The organism is Pedococcus sp. P1_H8, assembly GCF_056405175.1.
Window position 1 is genome coordinate 25648 of record NZ_JBFUCP010000011.1, and the last position, 15530, is coordinate 41177.

Annotated in this window: 12 protein-coding genes; 1 reads left to right on the forward strand and 11 read right to left on the reverse strand. The window is 70.7% G+C overall.

The annotated features are described in order from the left end of the window. Window positions 1-25 precede the first annotated feature (25 nt). Window positions 26-1672, forward strand: coding sequence for a malate synthase A (gene aceB / locus AC1DYG_RS15995; protein ID WP_477640863.1), 1647 nt, complete (start codon window positions 26-28; stop codon window positions 1670-1672). A 60-nt stretch (window positions 1673-1732) separates the two neighbouring features. Here the strand turns inward: aceB and AC1DYG_RS16000 are convergent, their stop codons facing one another. The 11 genes from AC1DYG_RS16000 to AC1DYG_RS16050 form a co-directional block, all read right to left on the reverse strand. Continuing rightward, on the reverse strand, window positions 1733-3043 hold the full coding sequence (locus AC1DYG_RS16000; RefSeq protein ID WP_477640864.1) for a guanine deaminase: 1311 nt from the start codon (window positions 3041-3043) through the stop codon (window positions 1733-1735). Further along, complete coding sequence (gene xdhC / locus AC1DYG_RS16005; RefSeq protein ID WP_477640949.1) at window positions 3040-3858, reverse strand: xanthine dehydrogenase accessory protein XdhC; 819 nt, start codon at window positions 3856-3858, stop codon at window positions 3040-3042. Before xdhC ends, AC1DYG_RS16000 begins: the two co-directional genes overlap by 4 nt. 2 nt (window positions 3859-3860) lie before the next feature. Then, window positions 3861-6317: a xanthine dehydrogenase molybdopterin binding subunit gene (gene xdhB / locus AC1DYG_RS16010; RefSeq protein ID WP_477640865.1), complete on the reverse strand. Its 2457-nt coding sequence runs from the start codon at window positions 6315-6317 to the stop codon at window positions 3861-3863. Continuing rightward, complete coding sequence (locus AC1DYG_RS16015) at window positions 6314-7852, reverse strand: xanthine dehydrogenase small subunit (RefSeq protein WP_477640866.1); 1539 nt, start codon at window positions 7850-7852, stop codon at window positions 6314-6316. The genes xdhB and AC1DYG_RS16015 overlap by 4 nt, the downstream gene beginning before the upstream one ends. 277 nt (window positions 7853-8129) lie before the next feature. Next, window positions 8130-8873 carry an aspartate/glutamate racemase family protein gene (locus tag AC1DYG_RS16020; protein WP_477640867.1) on the reverse strand — a complete coding sequence of 248 codons (744 nt, stop codon included), beginning with the start codon at window positions 8871-8873 and terminating at the stop codon, window positions 8130-8132. Next, window positions 8861-10411 (reverse strand): NCS1 family nucleobase:cation symporter-1, encoded by a 1551-nt coding sequence (locus AC1DYG_RS16025; RefSeq protein WP_477640868.1) that lies wholly within the window; start codon window positions 10409-10411, stop codon window positions 8861-8863. The genes AC1DYG_RS16020 and AC1DYG_RS16025 overlap by 13 nt, the downstream gene beginning before the upstream one ends. A gap of 148 nt (window positions 10412-10559) precedes the next feature. Continuing rightward, window positions 10560-11246, reverse strand: coding sequence for a GntR family transcriptional regulator (locus tag AC1DYG_RS16030; RefSeq protein WP_477640869.1), 687 nt, complete (start codon window positions 11244-11246; stop codon window positions 10560-10562). Window positions 11247-11282: 36 nt separating this feature from the next. Beyond that, the gene (locus AC1DYG_RS16035; RefSeq protein ID WP_477640870.1) at window positions 11283-12146 is read right to left on the reverse strand and encodes a bifunctional allantoicase/(S)-ureidoglycine aminohydrolase; all 864 of its coding nucleotides are present in this window, start codon (window positions 12144-12146) and stop codon (window positions 11283-11285) included. Next, window positions 12143-13519 (reverse strand): allantoinase AllB, encoded by a 1377-nt coding sequence (gene allB, locus AC1DYG_RS16040; RefSeq protein ID WP_477640871.1) that lies wholly within the window; start codon window positions 13517-13519, stop codon window positions 12143-12145. The genes AC1DYG_RS16035 and allB overlap by 4 nt, the downstream gene beginning before the upstream one ends. A 16-nt stretch (window positions 13520-13535) precedes the next feature. After that, complete coding sequence (locus AC1DYG_RS16045) at window positions 13536-14405, reverse strand: fumarylacetoacetate hydrolase family protein (protein ID WP_477640872.1); 870 nt, start codon at window positions 14403-14405, stop codon at window positions 13536-13538. After that, on the reverse strand, window positions 14402-15529 hold the full coding sequence (locus AC1DYG_RS16050) for a glycerate kinase (RefSeq protein ID WP_477640873.1): 1128 nt from the start codon (window positions 15527-15529) through the stop codon (window positions 14402-14404). The genes AC1DYG_RS16045 and AC1DYG_RS16050 overlap by 4 nt, the downstream gene beginning before the upstream one ends. Window position 15530: the final 1 nt, after the last annotated feature.

Here is a 15530-nt window from a genome sequence, read left to right on the forward strand (position 1 = left end):
CCACCGACTTCTCCCGAGGATGCGCATGTCCGAGCCCACCACGCCCACGACGCACCCCGTGCCCACCGTCGTCGTCGACGCCCCCCACGAGGTCGAGCGCAGCTCGGAGATCCTGAGCCCCGACGCCCTGGCCTTCCTCGCGGAGCTGCAGGCGAGGTTCGGAGGTCGCCGTGACGAGCTGCTCGCCGCTCGCAGCGCCCGCCGTGCAGAGGTGTCGCGGACCGGTCGGCTGGACTTCCTCGACGAGACGCGCGCCGTGCGCGAGGGCGACTGGACGGTGGCCCCGGCGCCGGCTGACTTCGCCGACCGTCGCGTGGAGATCACCGGCCCTACCGAGCGCAAGATGGCGATCAACGCCCTCAACTCCGGCGCCAAGGTGTGGCTCGCCGACCTCGAGGACGCCAACACCCCCCACTGGAGCAACGTCATCGGTGGTCAGGTCAGCCTCTATGACGCCGTGCGTCGAACCATCGAGCTCACCACCCCGCAGGGGAAGCACTACGCGCTCAAGGACCCCGGCGGCATACCTGTCATCGTGCCGCGGCCCCGCGGCTGGCACTTCGACGAGGAGCACCTGACTCTCGACGGTCGTCCGCTGGTCGGTGCGTTGGTCGACTTCGGCCTCTACTTCTTCCACAACGCCGCCGAGCTCATCGCGCGCGAGAGTGGTCCGTACTTCTACCTGCCGAAGATGGAGTCCCACCTCGAGGCGCGACTCTGGAACGACGTGTTCACCTACGCGCAGGAGTCCCTCGGCATCCCGCACGGCACGGTCCGCGCGACGGTGCTCATCGAGACGATCCCCGCAGCGTTCGAGATGGACGAGATCCTCTACGAGCTGCGCGACCACGCGGCGGGTCTCAATGCCGGTCGGTGGGACTACCTGTTCTCGATCATCAAGTACTTCAGGGACTCCGGGCCGTCGTTCACCCTCCCCGACCGCAACGCCGTGACGATGAACGCGCCGATGATGAAGGCCTACAGCGACCTGCTCGTGCAGACCTGCCACAAGCGCGGGGCGTTCGCGATCGGCGGCATGGCGGCGTTCATCCCGAGCAAGGACCCGTCGGTCAACGAGGCGGCGTTCGCCAAGGTGCGCGCCGACAAGGAGCGCGAGGTCGGCGCCGGCTTCGACGGGTCGTGGGTGGCGCACCCCGGCATGGTCGAGCTCTGCAAGGAGATCTTCACCGGCGTCCTCGGCCACTCCCCCAACCAGCTCGACAAGCAGCGCGACGACGTCTCCGTCGACGGTGCCGACCTGCTGGACGCCGCCTCGACCCCCGGCGACCGGACGCTGGATGGCTTGCGCGGCAACGTCTCCGTCGGCATCCAGTACCTCCAGGCGTGGCTGCTCGGCAACGGCGCGGTCGCGATCCACAACCTCATGGAGGACGCCGCGACCGCCGAGATCTCGCGCAGCCAGATCTGGCAGTGGCTCAACTCCGGAGCCACCCTCGCCTCGGGCGAGACCGTCACCCGAGAACTCGTCGACCAGGTGGTGGACAGCGAGTATGCCGCCCTGGTCGAGGCCGTGGGCGACGACGAGACCGCGCGCGGAGCCCTGGAGACGGCGCGCACGCTGTTCGTCGAGTGCGCGCTCGACCCCGACTTCCCCGACTTCCTGACGCTCCCGGCCTACGCCGAGGTCCTGAAGGCCGAGCGCGCCGTCTGACCCCCCTTTCGCCCCCGAGCCCAGAGAGAGGGGCTGGAGGGGATCAGGGCGGAAGCGACTTCAGGTGCGGCGGGGCATCCGCCAGCGTCCGGCCGCGATCTGGTCGCCACCGACCCAGACGCCGCCGATGTCGGAGGTCGTGCCGAGCGCGAAGACCTTGGAGAGGGCGTCGTCGGCCGACTTGGCGTTGCCCAGTCCCACGGCCAGCGGGTCCCCCGCCTCAGGCAGCAGCCAGATGGCGTCGAACTGCTTGCCGACTGACAGGTCCCCCACCTCGTGGCCGAGACCCAGGGCCCTGGCGCCGGCGGACGTGCACAGCCAGAGCAGGTGGGCCGACGTCAGGGGCAGCCCCTCGTCACCAAGCAGGCGCTGCATGAAGTAGGCCTGCAGGCCTTCCTTGAGCATCGAGAAGCCCGTGCCGGCACCGACATCGGAGCCCATCGCCACCCGCACGCCGGCCTCGACGTGGCGACGCAGCGGGAAGAGCCCACTGCCGAGGGCCGAGTTGCTCGTGGGGCAGTGCGCGACCGAGGCACCCCGTGCGGCGAGGGTCGCCAGCTCCGGGTCGGTCGGGTGGACGTTGTGCGCCAGCACCGACCGCGGCGTCACGAGCCCGTGGCGGTCATAGGTGTCGACGTAGGCCGCGCCGCCGAACAGTCCGGCGACCTCCGACACCTCGGCGGTGTTCTCGTTGACGTGGGAGGTGAACCAGGAGCCGTCGACCTCGGCGAACGTCGCGGCGCACGACTCGAGGATCGCGTCGCTGGCCGACAGCGAGAAGCGAGGCGTCACGGCATACCGGAGACGGCCCTTGCCGTGCCAGCGGGAGGCGAGGTCACGTGACTCCTGGTAGGCCCGCTCGGGTGTCGTGAGCAGCGGCTCGGGCAGGATCCGGTCGGAGGTGACCAAGCCGGTCGTCACCCGAAGGCCCCAGAGGTCGGCTGCCTCGAACATCACGTCGACGGCAGATGCGAAGTGCGATCCGAAGACCAGGGCAGTGGTGGTGCCTGCGTCGACGAGCCCCGTGACGAAGTCCCTGGCCACGCCACGCGCCATGTCGACGTCGGCCAGCCGCATCTCCTCGGGCAGGGCGCACTGGTCGAGCCAGTCGAGCAGGGGCATACCGAGTCCGCCGATGACCCGCACCTGGGGGAAGTGGACGTGGGTGTCGACGAGCCCTGGGAGAACCATGCCCTCGCGCAGGTCGAGGACTTCCTCGTCGGGGTGCTCGGCGCGCAGCGTCGCGAAGTCACCGCGAGCGACGATCACACCGCCCTCGACGAGCAACCCGCAGTCGTCCTGCGCGCGCAGCACCCCACCCTCGAACGGGTCGTCGGGGGTGTCGAGCACGGCGGCCCGGAAGAGGGTCATGCGACGACCGGCCGGGAGGTCTCGGACTCGAAGACGCGGACGAGGTCCGCCGCGACGCTCAGCGCGATGGTGGCCGGATCCTTGCCGGTGAGGTCGGCCAACCCGATCGGAGTCTGGATGCGCGCGAGGTCGGCGTCCGAATGGCCCTCTGCCGCAAGGCGTTTCCGGAAGCGGGACCACTTCGCCGACGAGCCGATGAGCCCGATCGAACCGAGGTGCTCGCAACGAAGGGCACCGTCGCACAGAGCCGCGTCCTCGGCGTGGTCGTGGGTCATGACCAGCACGTGCGTGCCGTGGGGCACCTGACCCAGGACCAGCTCCGGGACGGGGGCGTGGTGGACGTGCACCCTGGCCGTCGCGTCGTCGAGGACGCCCAGCCGGTCGTGACCGAGCTGGCCGGCGCGGGAGTCGACGAGGTGGAGCTCGAGGTCGTGCCGGGCGAGGATGCGGGCGAGCTCGAGACCGACGTGGCCGACCCCGAAGATCGCGACCGCCGGCACCACCGCCAGCGGCTCGAGGAGCACCTCCACCTCGCCGCCGCAGCACTGCTGGCCGTGCTGGGCAGGCGCCTTGTCGTTGAGGGACAACGAGATCTGCTCCGGGGCGACCGCCTCCTCGGTGATCATCGTGCGAGCGCGGGCCACAGCCGTGGCCTCGAGGTTGCCGCCACCGATGCTGCCCCAGGTCGCACCAACGCCGACGACCATCTTGGCCCCGGCCTCACGCGGCGAGTGTCCGCGCACCGAGGTCAGCGTGACGAGGATGCCGGGGCGGCGCTCCCGACGGAGCCGCTCGACGGCGGAGAGCCACTCCACGGTCACGTCCCCGCCCTGGCCGGCGCAGTGGCTCGCTCGGAGCGCGGCCGCAGGGGTGCGGCGTCGGCATCGGGCTGGTCGGGCACCACGCCCGGCGCCCCCTCGACCATGGCGGTCATGTGCGGCGGCTCCGCCCCACCCCTCGCCTCCTGGACGGCCCAGAAGACCGCCTCCGGGGTCGCCGGCGAGGCGAGGTCGACCGAGGTCCCGACGGGACCGAACGCAGCTGCCGCCTCACGCAGTGCCTCGCGCACCGAGAACGCGAGCATCAGTGGCGGCTCACCCACGGCCTTGGAACCGTAGACGGCCCCGTCTTCGTGGGCGCGTTCGAGCAGCGCCACGTTGAAGACCTCCGGCATCTCGGAGAAGCTCGGCAGCTTGTAGGTGCTCGCCGCCTGGGTGGCCAGCCGGCCGCGAGTCGGCCGATCCGACTCGTCCCAGCGCAGGTCCTCCAGCGTCAGCCAGCCGGCACCCTGGACGAACGCACCCTCGACCTGACCGATGTCGACCAACGGCGAGAGCGAGTCGCCCACGTCGTGCACGATGTCGACGCGCCGCAGCCGGTAGGCGCCGGTGAACTCGTCGACCTCGACCTCGCTGGCCGCCACTCCGTAGGAGAAGTACTTGAACGGCGACCCGTGCATGGCCGACGAGTCCCAGTGCAGTCCCTCCGTGCGGTAGAAGCCGGCCGCCCAGAGCTGGATCCGTTGGAAGTAGGCCTGGTTGACGAGATCGGCCCACGGCACGGTGTCACCACCACCGACCTTGCCCACCACCCCGTCGCTGAACAGCACATCAGCCGGGTGCACGCCGAGGCGCCCCGCAGCCACGTCCCGCAGGCGATCGATGATCTGCTCGCAGGCGTCCTTGACCGCGCCGCCGTTGAGGTCGGCTCCGGAGCTGGCCGCCGTGGCCGAGGTGTTGGGCACCTTGTCGGTGCGCGTCGGCGCGAGGCGGACTGTCGACAGCGGGACGCCCAGGGAGGTGGCGGCGACCTGCAGCATCTTGGTGTGCAGGCCCTGGCCCATCTCGGTGCCACCGTGGGTGATGAGCACCGATCCGTCCTTGTAGACGTGGACGAGGGCACCCGCCTGGTTGAACGACGTGAAGTTGAACGAGATGCCGAACTTCACCGGCGTCATCGCCAGGGCGCGCTTCGAGTGCTCGTGCGAGGCGTTGTATGCCGCGATGTCGGCCTTGCGCGCCGCGACGTCACCCGACGTGAGCACCTGGTCCCAGCAGGTCGCAACCCGCTCGGGGTGGCGGACCGGCTGACCGTAGGGGGTGGACTGCCCGTCGACGTAGAAGTTGCGTGCCCGCAGCTCGATCGGGTCGATGCCCAGCTGGGGCGCGCACCGGCCGAGGATGTCCTCGATGACGAGCATGCCCTGCGGCCCGCCGAACCCGCGGAAGGCGGTCTGCGACGTCTTGTGGGTCTTGGCGATCCGGCCGTTCACCCGCACGTTGGGGATCCAGTAGGCGTTGTCGATGTGGCACAGGGCCCGGGCCAGCACCGGCTCCGAGAGGTCGAGGCTCCAGCCACCGTCGGAGGTGAGCGTGGCGTCGAGCGCCTGCAGCCGACCGGTGTCGTCGAAGGCGACCCGCCACTGGGCGTGGAACCCGTGCCGCTTCCCGGACATGGTCATGTCCTGGGTGCGGGTGAGGCGCAGCCGCACCGGCCGGCCGGTGAGGGTCGACCCGAGGGCGGCGATCGCGGCATACCCGTGCGGTTGCATCTCCTTGCCACCGAAGCCGCCGCCCATGCGCAGGCACTGGACGGTGACGGAATGGCTCGGCAGGCCGAGCACGTGGGCGACGATGTCCTGGGTCTCGGTCGGGTGTTGTGTCGAGCACTGGACGAAGATCTGGCCGTTCTCGTCGACGAGCGCGATCGAGCAGTGCGTCTCGAGGTAGAAGTGCTCCTGCCCCGCGAACTCGAACTCGCCGCTGTAGACGTGTGCGGCTCCGGCGAACCCGGCCTCGATGTCGCCGCGCTCCATGTGCGGCTGCCCGCCCTGGAAGCTCCCGGCCTCGATCGCCTCGTGGACGGTCACCAGCGACGGCAGCGGCTCGTAGTCGACCTCGACGGCGAGCGACCCCAGTCGGGCGGCCTCCAGGGTCTCGCCGAGCACCCAGCACACCGCGTGACCGAAGAACATGACCTCCGACGGGAACAGCGGCTCGTCGTGCTTGACCCCCGCATCGTTGACTCCTGGCACGTCATCGGCGGTGAGGACGCGCACGACGCCCGGGACCTCCAGCGCCGGTGCCGTGTCGAGGCGGGTGACGCGGGCGTGGGCGTGCGGCGCCTGCACCGGGTGGGCGTGCAGGATGCCGTGCGTGCGGACGGCGAGGTCGTCGGTGTAGAGCGCCTCACCAGTGACGTGCAGCGAGGCCGCCTCGTGCGGGATCTCTTGCCCGACAATGGGATTGGTTGGACGTTGGGACAAGGCGCTCATGCTCCGACCTCCTGTTGGGTCGCGGTCTCGGCGTGCAGCTTGAGGAGCGCGGTGCCGAGCGTCGCCGTGCGGTATGCCGCGCTGGCACGGTGGTCGTCCATCGGCGTGCCTTCTGCGCGCATCACCGCAGCCGCCTCACGGACCACGTCCGCGCTCCACGCCCGGCCCTCGAGCGCAGCCTCCGTGGCCAGCGCGCGGATCGGGGTGGCGGCGACGCCACCGAGGCCGATCCGGGCCTTGGCGACGACGCCGTCGCGGAGGTCCAGCGCGAAGCCGACTGCGACGCTGGAGATGTCGTCGAACCGCCGCTTGGCGATCTTGTGGAAGGCCGTGACCTCGCTGAGCGGCAACGGGATACGGACCGCGCGGATCAGCTCGCCCGGCTGCTTGAGCGTCTGCCGGTAGCCGGTGAAGTAGTCGGCCAGGGGCACCTCGCGCTCGCCGTCCGGCGCGGCCAGGACGACCACGGCCTCGAGCGCCAGCAGGGCCGGCGGGGTGTCGCCGATGGGCGACCCGGTGCCGAGGTTGCCGCCGATGGTGGCGCCGTTGCGGATCAGCCGGGAGGCGAACTGCGGAAACATCTGGTGCAGCAACGGGATCCGGCCGCCGAGCCCGCGCTCGACCTCGCTCAGACTCAGGGCGGCCCCGATCTCCACCGAGTCCTCGCCGATCTCGAGGGTGCGCAGCTCGGGCAGCCGGTCGATGCCGATCGCGAAAGGCGTTCGTGCGCCGCGAATGTTGACCTCGACACCCCAGTCGGTCGACCCGGCCACGAGCACCGCATCCGGGTGCTCGCCCAGCAGCCCCAGTGCCTCGGCAAGGTCACCCGGCCGGGCGAAGGTCCCCGTCCCACCGACCAGCCGCGTTGCGGCGGCGACCGGCGGAGCGGCACCCAGCCGCACGGCATACGGGTCATTGGCAGCAGGCTCGCCGAGCGCGTAGGCGGCGTCGCGGATGGGGCGGTAGCCGGTGCAGCGGCACAGGTTGCCCGATAGGGCGTGCAGGTCGAAGCCATTGGGCCCGTGTTCGTGGTCGGGCGCGGTCCCCGGGTCGTTGGCGGTGGGACCGGTCGCGGGCATTGCGGAGACGGCGGCCTCATGGCCGTTCTGCGACGGGTCCGGAGTCGCGGCAGCACTGGCACACCGGCCCTCCCGGTAGTACTCGGCCGCCATGCTGCAGATGAAGCCGGGCGTGCAGTAGCCGCACTGCGACCCGCCACGGACCGCCATCTCACGCTGCACCGGGTGGAGGGCGTCGGGGCGGCCGAGCCCCTCAGAGGTGACGACCTCCTGGCCGTCGAGCGCCGCGGCCGGCACGAGACACGCGTTGATGGCGGTCCACTGGGTCCCGGACCGCTCCGTCGGGCGGGCCACCATGATCGAGCACGCGCCGCACTCCCCCTCGGCGCAGCCCTCCTTGGCGCCGGTCAGTCCCTGGGCCCTGAGCCAGTCGAGGGCCGTGGTGCTCGGGTCGGTGCCGTCGAGCGCACAGGGTGTGCCGTTGACCGTGATCTCGTGGCCGGTGGTTGAAGCCATCGCGCAACTCCCGTCGCCCCGGGGTGGGGCTTCCATCATCCACCAGGCAGCGTTGCCCGGGCATGGTTGCTGACAGGAGTGGGCCGCCGGTTATCCATGCCGAACGACGGCCCTGTCGTGGTGCTGAGCACGATACTTCTCAACAAACTGTTGAATCAAGGGTTTCGGGAGATGGATTTCGCGATGTGGAAACTTTTGTGCTCACCTCCCTGCAACCTGAGCACCCCAGGGGGCGCCCAGGTTGCAGGACGGAGGGCGAGAGGGGCGGACCGCAGGCTCAGCGACGGCCGAAGCCCTGCAGCGCCCCGGTATAGGCCTTCGGCGGCGGCGGAGCGAGCTCGCCGTGCGTCGAGGGACGCAGCCCGAGCCGCACCACGCTCTCGGCGAGCAACGTCCCCGCGGCGACACCGTCGACGACCGGCACCCCGAGCTGCTCGGTGAGCAGTTCGGGAAGGCCGGCCATCCCGGCGCACCCGAGCACGATCGCGTCGGAGCCGTCCGCGGCCAGGGCGTTCTTCGCGAAGGCGAGGATCACGGCATACGTGCGGTCGCGGTCCTCCTCCAGCTCGAGGACGGGGATGTCGCACGCGTGCACGCCGGCGCACTGGCGCTCCAGGCCGTAGGTGCGGGTGAGGTCCCAGGCACGGCCCACCGTCCGGCTCATGGTGGTGACGACCGAGAAGCTGCGCCCCAGCAGCGAGGCGGTCTTCATCGCGGCCTCGGCGATGCCGATCACCGGCCTGGACGCCGCCTCCCGGGCGGCATCCAGGCCGGGGTCCCCGAAGCAGGCCAGGACGAACGCGTCGGCCTGCTGGTCCTCGCGGATGATCTCGAGCAGGCCCGGCACCGCGAGCGCCTCGTCGTAGTGGCTCTCGATCGAGGCCGGCCCCATCGACGGGGTGCGTGCCGTGACGACCGTGTCGGGCCCGGCCACCCGCCTCGCCTCCGCCTCGATCAGCGCCGTCATCGACGCCGTCGTGTTCGGGTTGACGACGGTGAGGTGCACGGTCACTTCACGCACGTCTTCGCGTCGAGCGGGCTGTCGCTGACACCCATCCGCGGAGCGAGGAGCGCGTATGCCGCGAAGCCGAGTCCGCAGCCGATGAACCAGGAGTAGTCGTCGAACCGGTTGATGCCGGGGACGAAGACTGCCGCAAGGGCGCCGGCGGCAGCGATCGCGGTGGCCCAGATCGCGGGTGGGTTGTAGCCACGCTTGTAGTGGTAGGCGCCGGACTCGTCGAGCGTGAACAGGTCGTCGACGCAGACCCGCTGCTTGTGCACGACGTAGTAGTGCGCGATGAGCACCCCGAACAACGGGCCGATGAACGCGCCCAGGGTGTCGAGCGTGTAGTGGATCGTCTCGGGGCTGTTGTAGAGGTTCCACGGCGTGAGCAGCACGGAGCCGACCGCGGCGATCATGCCGCCCATCCGCCAGCTGATCTTCTGTGGGCTGACGTTGGAGAAGTCGAACGCCGGCGAGACGAAGTTGGCGACGATGTTGATCCCGATCGTGGCCGTGGTGAAGGTCAGCGCGGCGAGGACGAGGGCGAAGGTGTTGTCGATGTGGCCGACGGTCGACACCGGGTCGGTGATCAGCTTGCCGTAGACCGGCAGGGTGGCCGCGGCCGTGAGGACGGTCAGCAGCGAGAAGAAGACGAAGTTGACCGGCAGGCCCCAGAAGTTGCCCTTCTTCACGGCCTCGAAGGTGCGGCCGTAGCGGGAGAAGTCACCGAAGTTGAGCATCGGCCCCGAGAAGTACGACACGACGAGGGCCGTGGCGGCGAGCATCGTCGTGAAGACCTTGCCACCGGACAGCTCGTGGTCGGAGAGGTTGAGGTTGACGCTCCAGCCCGCCTTCGACAGCAGGTAGACGCACAGCGCGATCATGACGACGTAGACGGCCGGTCCCGCGAAGTCGATGAACTTGCGGATCGTGTTCATTCCGGTCCAGAAGACCGCTGCCTGCGCCACCCACAGCAGCGCGAAGGTCGCGTAGCCGAGCGTCGAGAGGCCGAGGAAGCCGTGCTGGCTCACGTCGGCGTACGGCTCGAGCCCTGGCCACATGCGGACCAGCAGGATGTCGAGCGAGGCCGACGCGAGATAGGTCTGGATGCCGTACCAGGCCACCGCGATCAGCCCACGGATGATCGCGGGGATGTTGGCGCCGAGCACCCCGAACACCGACCGGCAGATCACCGGGTACGGGACACCCGTGCGCTGGCTCGGCTTGGCGACCAGGTTGCAGAAGAACAGCACGATGGTGATGCCGACGATGAGGCAGACGAACACCTGCCAGCTCGTCAGGCCGAGCGCGAAGAGGCTGCCGGCCGTGATGTAGCCGCCGACGCTGTGCACGTCGGACATCCAGAACGCGAAGATGTTGTACCAGGACCAGGTCTGCTCCTTGAGCGGCGCGAGGTCCTCGTTGGTCAGGCGCTCGTCGTACGACGGTTTGATCAGACCGGCGCCGGCGCCGTGGTCGTGCTCCCCGTGGTGGGTCGCGAACCCGGCCGCAGCGGCCGCTTCCTCGGTCTCGAAGGGCTTTTCGGTGGTGCTCATCCGGACTCCTTTGTCCACCGCGTGACCGCGGATGCTTGCCGAGAACGCTAGGAGCGGATCCGTTGGGACAGAAGGCTTTGAACCGTATATCTGGGTATATCCAGCCGGGTCTCGGCGACGTCGGCGAGCGCCCACGGCCGACCGCCGCTCACTCGCCGATGCGGGCGATGCAGGCGGTCAGCCGGTCGTGGTGCGCCTCGGCGACGGCCTTGAGGGCCTCGGCGTCGCGGGCCACGAAGGCGTCGAGCATCAGCCGGTGGTCCTCGCGCATGCCGGCCCGGTCCTCCTCGGTGGTGCGCATCATGGTCTGCACCGGCTCGGTGAGGTTCCAGGCGATGTCGAGCATGTGCAGCAGCCGTGGCATGCGACACGGGGCCAGCAGCGCCTCGTGGAACTCTCGACTGGCCCGCTGGAAGGCGGCCGCGTCGTCGGAGGCCACCGCCTGCTCGAGCGACTCGTGGATGGCCGTGGCGCGCTCGTGGTCGGCCCGCCGGGACTGGCGCACCGCCTCCTCGAGGGCGGCCGCCTCCAGGGCGCCGCGCACGACGTAGAGCTCGTCGAGCTCGGCCTGCGAGAGGGCCGTGACCGTGTAGCCCAGCCGTGGCTGGTGCTCGAGCAGCCCTTCACCGAGCAACGTCTTGAGCGCCTCGCGCACGGGGATCAGGCTCACGCCGAAGAAGGCCGCCACGTCGTCGAGCGGGATCGGGCTGCCGGGCGGCACGGCGCCGGAGGCGATCACCCGACGCAGCTCGGAGAGCACCTGCGGCCCGGAGACGTAGGCGTCCTCACGCGTCAGCAGGCTGACGATGCCCGACTGCCGCCGCGGCTGCGCCACGCTCCACCTCCACCCGTCACAGGACCATCATGCCCACTAGACGAGCTGGCGGCTCAGGACGGCGTGCCGGTTGACGTCCTTGTAGAGCAGGTAGCGGAACCGACCCGGCCCACCGGCATAGCAGGCCTGCGGGCAGAAGGCGCGCAGCCACATGAAGTCGCCCTCCTGCACCTCGACCCAGTCGTTGTTGAGCAGGTAGACCGCCTTGCCCTCCAGGACATAGAGGCCGTGCTCCATCACGTGGGTCTCGGGGAACGGGATCGACCCGCCCGGCTCGAAGTTGACGATGTTGACGTGCATGTCGTGCCGCACGTCGGTCGGGTCGACGAACCGCTGGGTGGTCCAGACCCCGTCGGTGCCGGGCATCTCCCCACCCTCGACGTCCGCCTCGTTCGTCACGAAGGCCTCGGGCACGTCGATCCCCTCGACGACCTGGTAGGCCTTGCGGATCCAGTGGAACGTCGCGGTCGCCTCGCCGCGGTTGCGCAGCGTCCACTCCTGGCCCGGCGGGATGAACGCGTAGCCGCCAGTAGCCAGCTCGTGCGTCTGGTCGCCCGATGCCTGATCAACCAGGGTCAGCGTCAGCCCGCCTGCGACGACGAAGAGGACCCCCTCGGCCCCGGGATCCGCCTCGGGTCGGTCGGAGCCGCCACCCGGGGAGACCTCGACGATGTACTGCGAGAACGTCTCCGCGAACCCGGACAGGGGCCGCGCGATGACCCAGAGCCGAGTCGCGTCCCAGAACGGCAGGTTGCTCGTGACGATGTCGGTCATCGTCCCCCGCGGCAGGACGGCGTACGCCTCGGTGAACACCGCGCGGTCCGTGGTCAGCTGGGTCTGCGGCGGCAGCCCCCCGGCAGGGACGTAGTAAGGGGTGGTCGGGTAGCGGGGCGTGGTCATCGCTGTCCTCTCGTCAGGAGCCGACCGCGGGGGTCGGCCTCGATGTCGACCGGTATGCCGTGCAGCCAGGTCTGGCGCACCGCCCCGGTGAGCGTGCGGCCGGCATACGCCGACACGGGGTTCTTGTGTCGCAGGGAGGCGACGTCGACGGTGAACGACTCGTCGGGCGCGAAGACGACGAGGTCAGCCGTGGCGCCGACGGCGATCCGCCCGCGGTCGGTGAGGCCCACCTGGTCGGCCGGCCCCTCCCCCATCCAGCGCACCACGTCGGCGAGGGTGTGCCCGCGCTCGCGCGCCTCGGTCCAGACCGCGGGCAGGCCGAGCTGGAGACCGGCGATCCCGCCCCAGGCCTCGCCGAAGTCGCCGGAGTCGAACCGCTTGAGGTCCTCGGTGCACGGCGAGTGGTCCGACACCACGGTGCGGATCACGCCGTCCTCGAGCCCGGCCCAGAGCCGGTCGCGGTTGTGGTGCTCGCGGATCGGCGGGCAGCACTTGAACTGCGTTGCGCCGTCAGGGATCTCCTCGGCATCGAGGGTGAGGTAGTGCGGGCAGGTCTCCACCGACAGCCGCAGACCCTCGGCCTGCGCCTTGGCGATCAACGGGATCGCGTCAGCGTCGGACAGGTGCAGGATGTGCGCCCGGCCGCCGGTCTCGCGGGTCGCGTCGATGACCTCGGCGATGGCCCGCTCCTCGGCCTCCTTGGGACGCGAACCCAGGAACCCGGCATACCCCCGCCCGTGCGCCTGGGGGGACGACTCGATGGTCTGCTCGTCCTCGGCGTGCACGATGACGAGCCCGTCGAAGGTCGCCGTCTCCGCCAAGGCCTCCCGGAGCTCGGCAGCGGACAGGTGGGGGAACTCGTCGACGCCGGAGTGCAGCAGGAAGCACTTGAACCCGAACACGCCCGCGTCGTGCAAGGGGCGAAGGTCGGGCAGGTTGCCCGGGATGGCGCCGCCCCAGAAGCCGACGTCCACGTAGGCCTGGTCGCGGGCGACAGCCTGCTTGACCTCAAGGGCCGCAACGGAAACGGTCGGCGGGATGGAGTTGAGGGGCATGTCGATGATCGTCGTGACACCACCGGCAGCCGCCGCGCGGGTGGCGCTGGCAAATCCCTCCCAGTCGGTGCGGCCCGGCTCGTTGACGTGGACGTGGGCGTCCACGAGACCGGGAAGCAGCACCTCGTCGTCGGTCAGCTCGATGATGCGGGCGCCGGGCACGTCGGTGTCGTAAGGGTCGATCGCGACGACCCGTCCGTCCGCGATCGAGAGCGCCACCGCGACCTCGGCGCCGTCGACCACCGCACGCCTGGCCCGAAGGACCACCTCTGCTGTCACGCCCGACCTCTTCCCGGAGCTCTGCACCGCACCTGCCATGACCGTAATCCCTGCCTCAGCCCGCCGCTGCAGGTGTGACGGAACGAGCATGGTCCACGACGCGACTGCGGTGGCTGCCGAGCACCCCGCCGTCCACGGACACGACGTCGCCGTGGCGCAGGTAGGGACGGGGTTCCGCTTGGCCCATGGCCACTCCAGCCGGTGTGCCCGTGATGACGAGGTCGCCCGGCTCGAGCGTCATGAGACCGCTGACGTAGCAGAGCAGCTCGGCCACGGAGAAGAGCATGTCGCCGGTCGAGCCGTCCTGGCGAAGGGTGTCGTTGACCGACAGTCGCAACCTGACGTCGCCGGGGTCGCCCAGCTCGTCTGGCGTGACCAGCCACGGGCCGACCGGACAGAAGGTGTCGGCCGACTTGCCCTTGGTCCAGGTGCCGCCGCGCTCGAGCTGGAGCGCACGGTCGGACACGTCGTGCGCCAGCACGTAGCCGGCGACGGCCTCGAGCGCTCGGGCGTGGTCGCGCTCGTCCTTGAGCGACGCCCCGAGGACGACCCCGAGCTCCACCTCGTAGTCAGTGGTGACCGACTGCGGCAGCATCGTGATGTTGTCGGTGGGCCCACACACCGAGGTCGGCGCCTTGAGGAACACGACCGGCTCTGTGGGCAAAGGCACTCTGGCCTCGGCGGCATGGTCGCGGTAGTTGAGCCCGATGCCGACCACCTTGCCGGGCCGCGCGAACGGCGGCCCGAAGCGCAGCCCCTCGTCATCCGGAACGCGTTGCAGCGCAATGGTTTCGACCGCGTCCAACCGACCCAGGAAGGTGGCGTCGATGTCGCGCGTCACCGTCGACAGGTCGAGGAGCGAGCCGTCGTCGGCGACGACCACGGGGCGCTCTGCTCCGGCGGGGCCGACCCTGGCAAACCTCATCGCCCACCTCCGAGGTGCTCGCGCGCGATGCGCGCACCGATCCGTTCGAGCAGCGGCCCTGGCGCGTCCAGCGCCTCCTGCCGCGTGCCCTCGTCGACCAACGCGTATGCCGTGTGCAGCCCTGCCGCTCCCAGCTCGGCAGGAGTGAGCGTGACCTGACCAGCCACTGCCACGGCAGGCACTCCCTTGTCGCGGGCCAGCGCGGCCACGGCAGCCGGCGCCTTGCCGTGCAGGGTCTGGGCATCGAGCGAGCCCTCGCCGGTCACGACGAGGTCCGCGCCTGCGACCGCGTCCGGCAGGCCGGTCAGCTCGAACACGAGCTCGGCCCCTGGTCGGGTGGTGGCGTCGAGGACGGCCATCAGCCCGAAGCCGACCCCGCCTGCGGCTCCGGCACCCGGTTCGTTCCGTCGGTCGGCACCGGTGGCGCGGGCCACGAGGTCGGCCCAACGGGTCAGGGCGGAGTCCAGCAGCTCGACGTCCTCAGGACCCGCACCCTTCTGCGGGCCGTAGACGGCGGCCGCCCCACGGCTTCCCGTGAGCGGGTTATCGACGTCGCAGGCCACGACCAGCTCGGCCCCAGCCAGGCCGGGGTGCAACCGGCTCAGGTCGAGCCGGCTCGCGTCGAGCAGCCCGGCCCCACCGGGGCCCACCTCGGCGCCGGTGGCGGTCTGGATGGTGGCACCGAGCGCCTGGAGCAGCCCGGCCCCGCCGTCGGTGCAGGCACTTCCCCCCATGGCCACGACGATGCGCCGGGCGCCCCAGTCGAGGGCGGCCGCGATCAGCTCGCCGGTCCCCCGGCTGGTGGCCGAGAGCGGGGCCGCGCGCCGATCGGGCAGCTGTGCCAGCCCGGAGACCTCGGCCAGCTCGACCACCGCCTCGGTGCCGCGGACCCCGTAGGCCGACTCGCACGGCATACCCGTCGGGCCGGTGGCCAGCACGGGCACCCGCCTGAACCCGGCCGCCACCGCAGCGGCGAGGGTGCCGTCGCCTCCGTCGGCGACGGGGACGACGACCACCTCGACGTCGGGCAGGACAGAGCGCAGTCCGTTCGAGAGGTACGCGGCGACCTCAGCGGCCGTCAGGGTGCCCTTGAACTTGTCGGGGGCGAGCAGGACGCGAGGCATC

What these genes read in the sequence shown, in the direction of transcription:
- aceB (WP_477640863.1), top strand. Translation starts at nt 26, where the DNA reads ATGTCCGAGCCCACCACGCCCACGACGCACCCCGTGCCCACCGTCGTC.
- AC1DYG_RS16000 (WP_477640864.1), bottom strand. Translation starts at nt 3,043, where the DNA reads ATGACCCTCTTCCGGGCCGCCGTGCTCGACACCCCCGACGACCCGTTC.
- xdhB (WP_477640865.1), bottom strand. Translation starts at nt 6,317, where the DNA reads ATGAGCGCCTTGTCCCAACGTCCAACCAATCCCATTGTCGGGCAAGAG.
- AC1DYG_RS16015 (WP_477640866.1), bottom strand. Translation starts at nt 7,852, where the DNA reads ATGGCTTCAACCACCGGCCACGAGATCACGGTCAACGGCACACCCTGT.
- AC1DYG_RS16025 (WP_477640868.1), bottom strand. Translation starts at nt 10,411, where the DNA reads ATGAGCACCACCGAAAAGCCCTTCGAGACCGAGGAAGCGGCCGCTGCG.
- AC1DYG_RS16035 (WP_477640870.1), bottom strand. Translation starts at nt 12,146, where the DNA reads ATGACCACGCCCCGCTACCCGACCACCCCTTACTACGTCCCTGCCGGG.
- allB (WP_477640871.1), bottom strand. Translation starts at nt 13,519, where the DNA reads ATGGCAGGTGCGGTGCAGAGCTCCGGGAAGAGGTCGGGCGTGACAGCA.
- AC1DYG_RS16045 (WP_477640872.1), bottom strand. Translation starts at nt 14,405, where the DNA reads ATGAGGTTTGCCAGGGTCGGCCCCGCCGGAGCAGAGCGCCCCGTGGTC.
- AC1DYG_RS16050 (WP_477640873.1), bottom strand. Translation starts at nt 15,529, where the DNA reads ATGCCTCGCGTCCTGCTCGCCCCCGACAAGTTCAAGGGCACCCTGACG.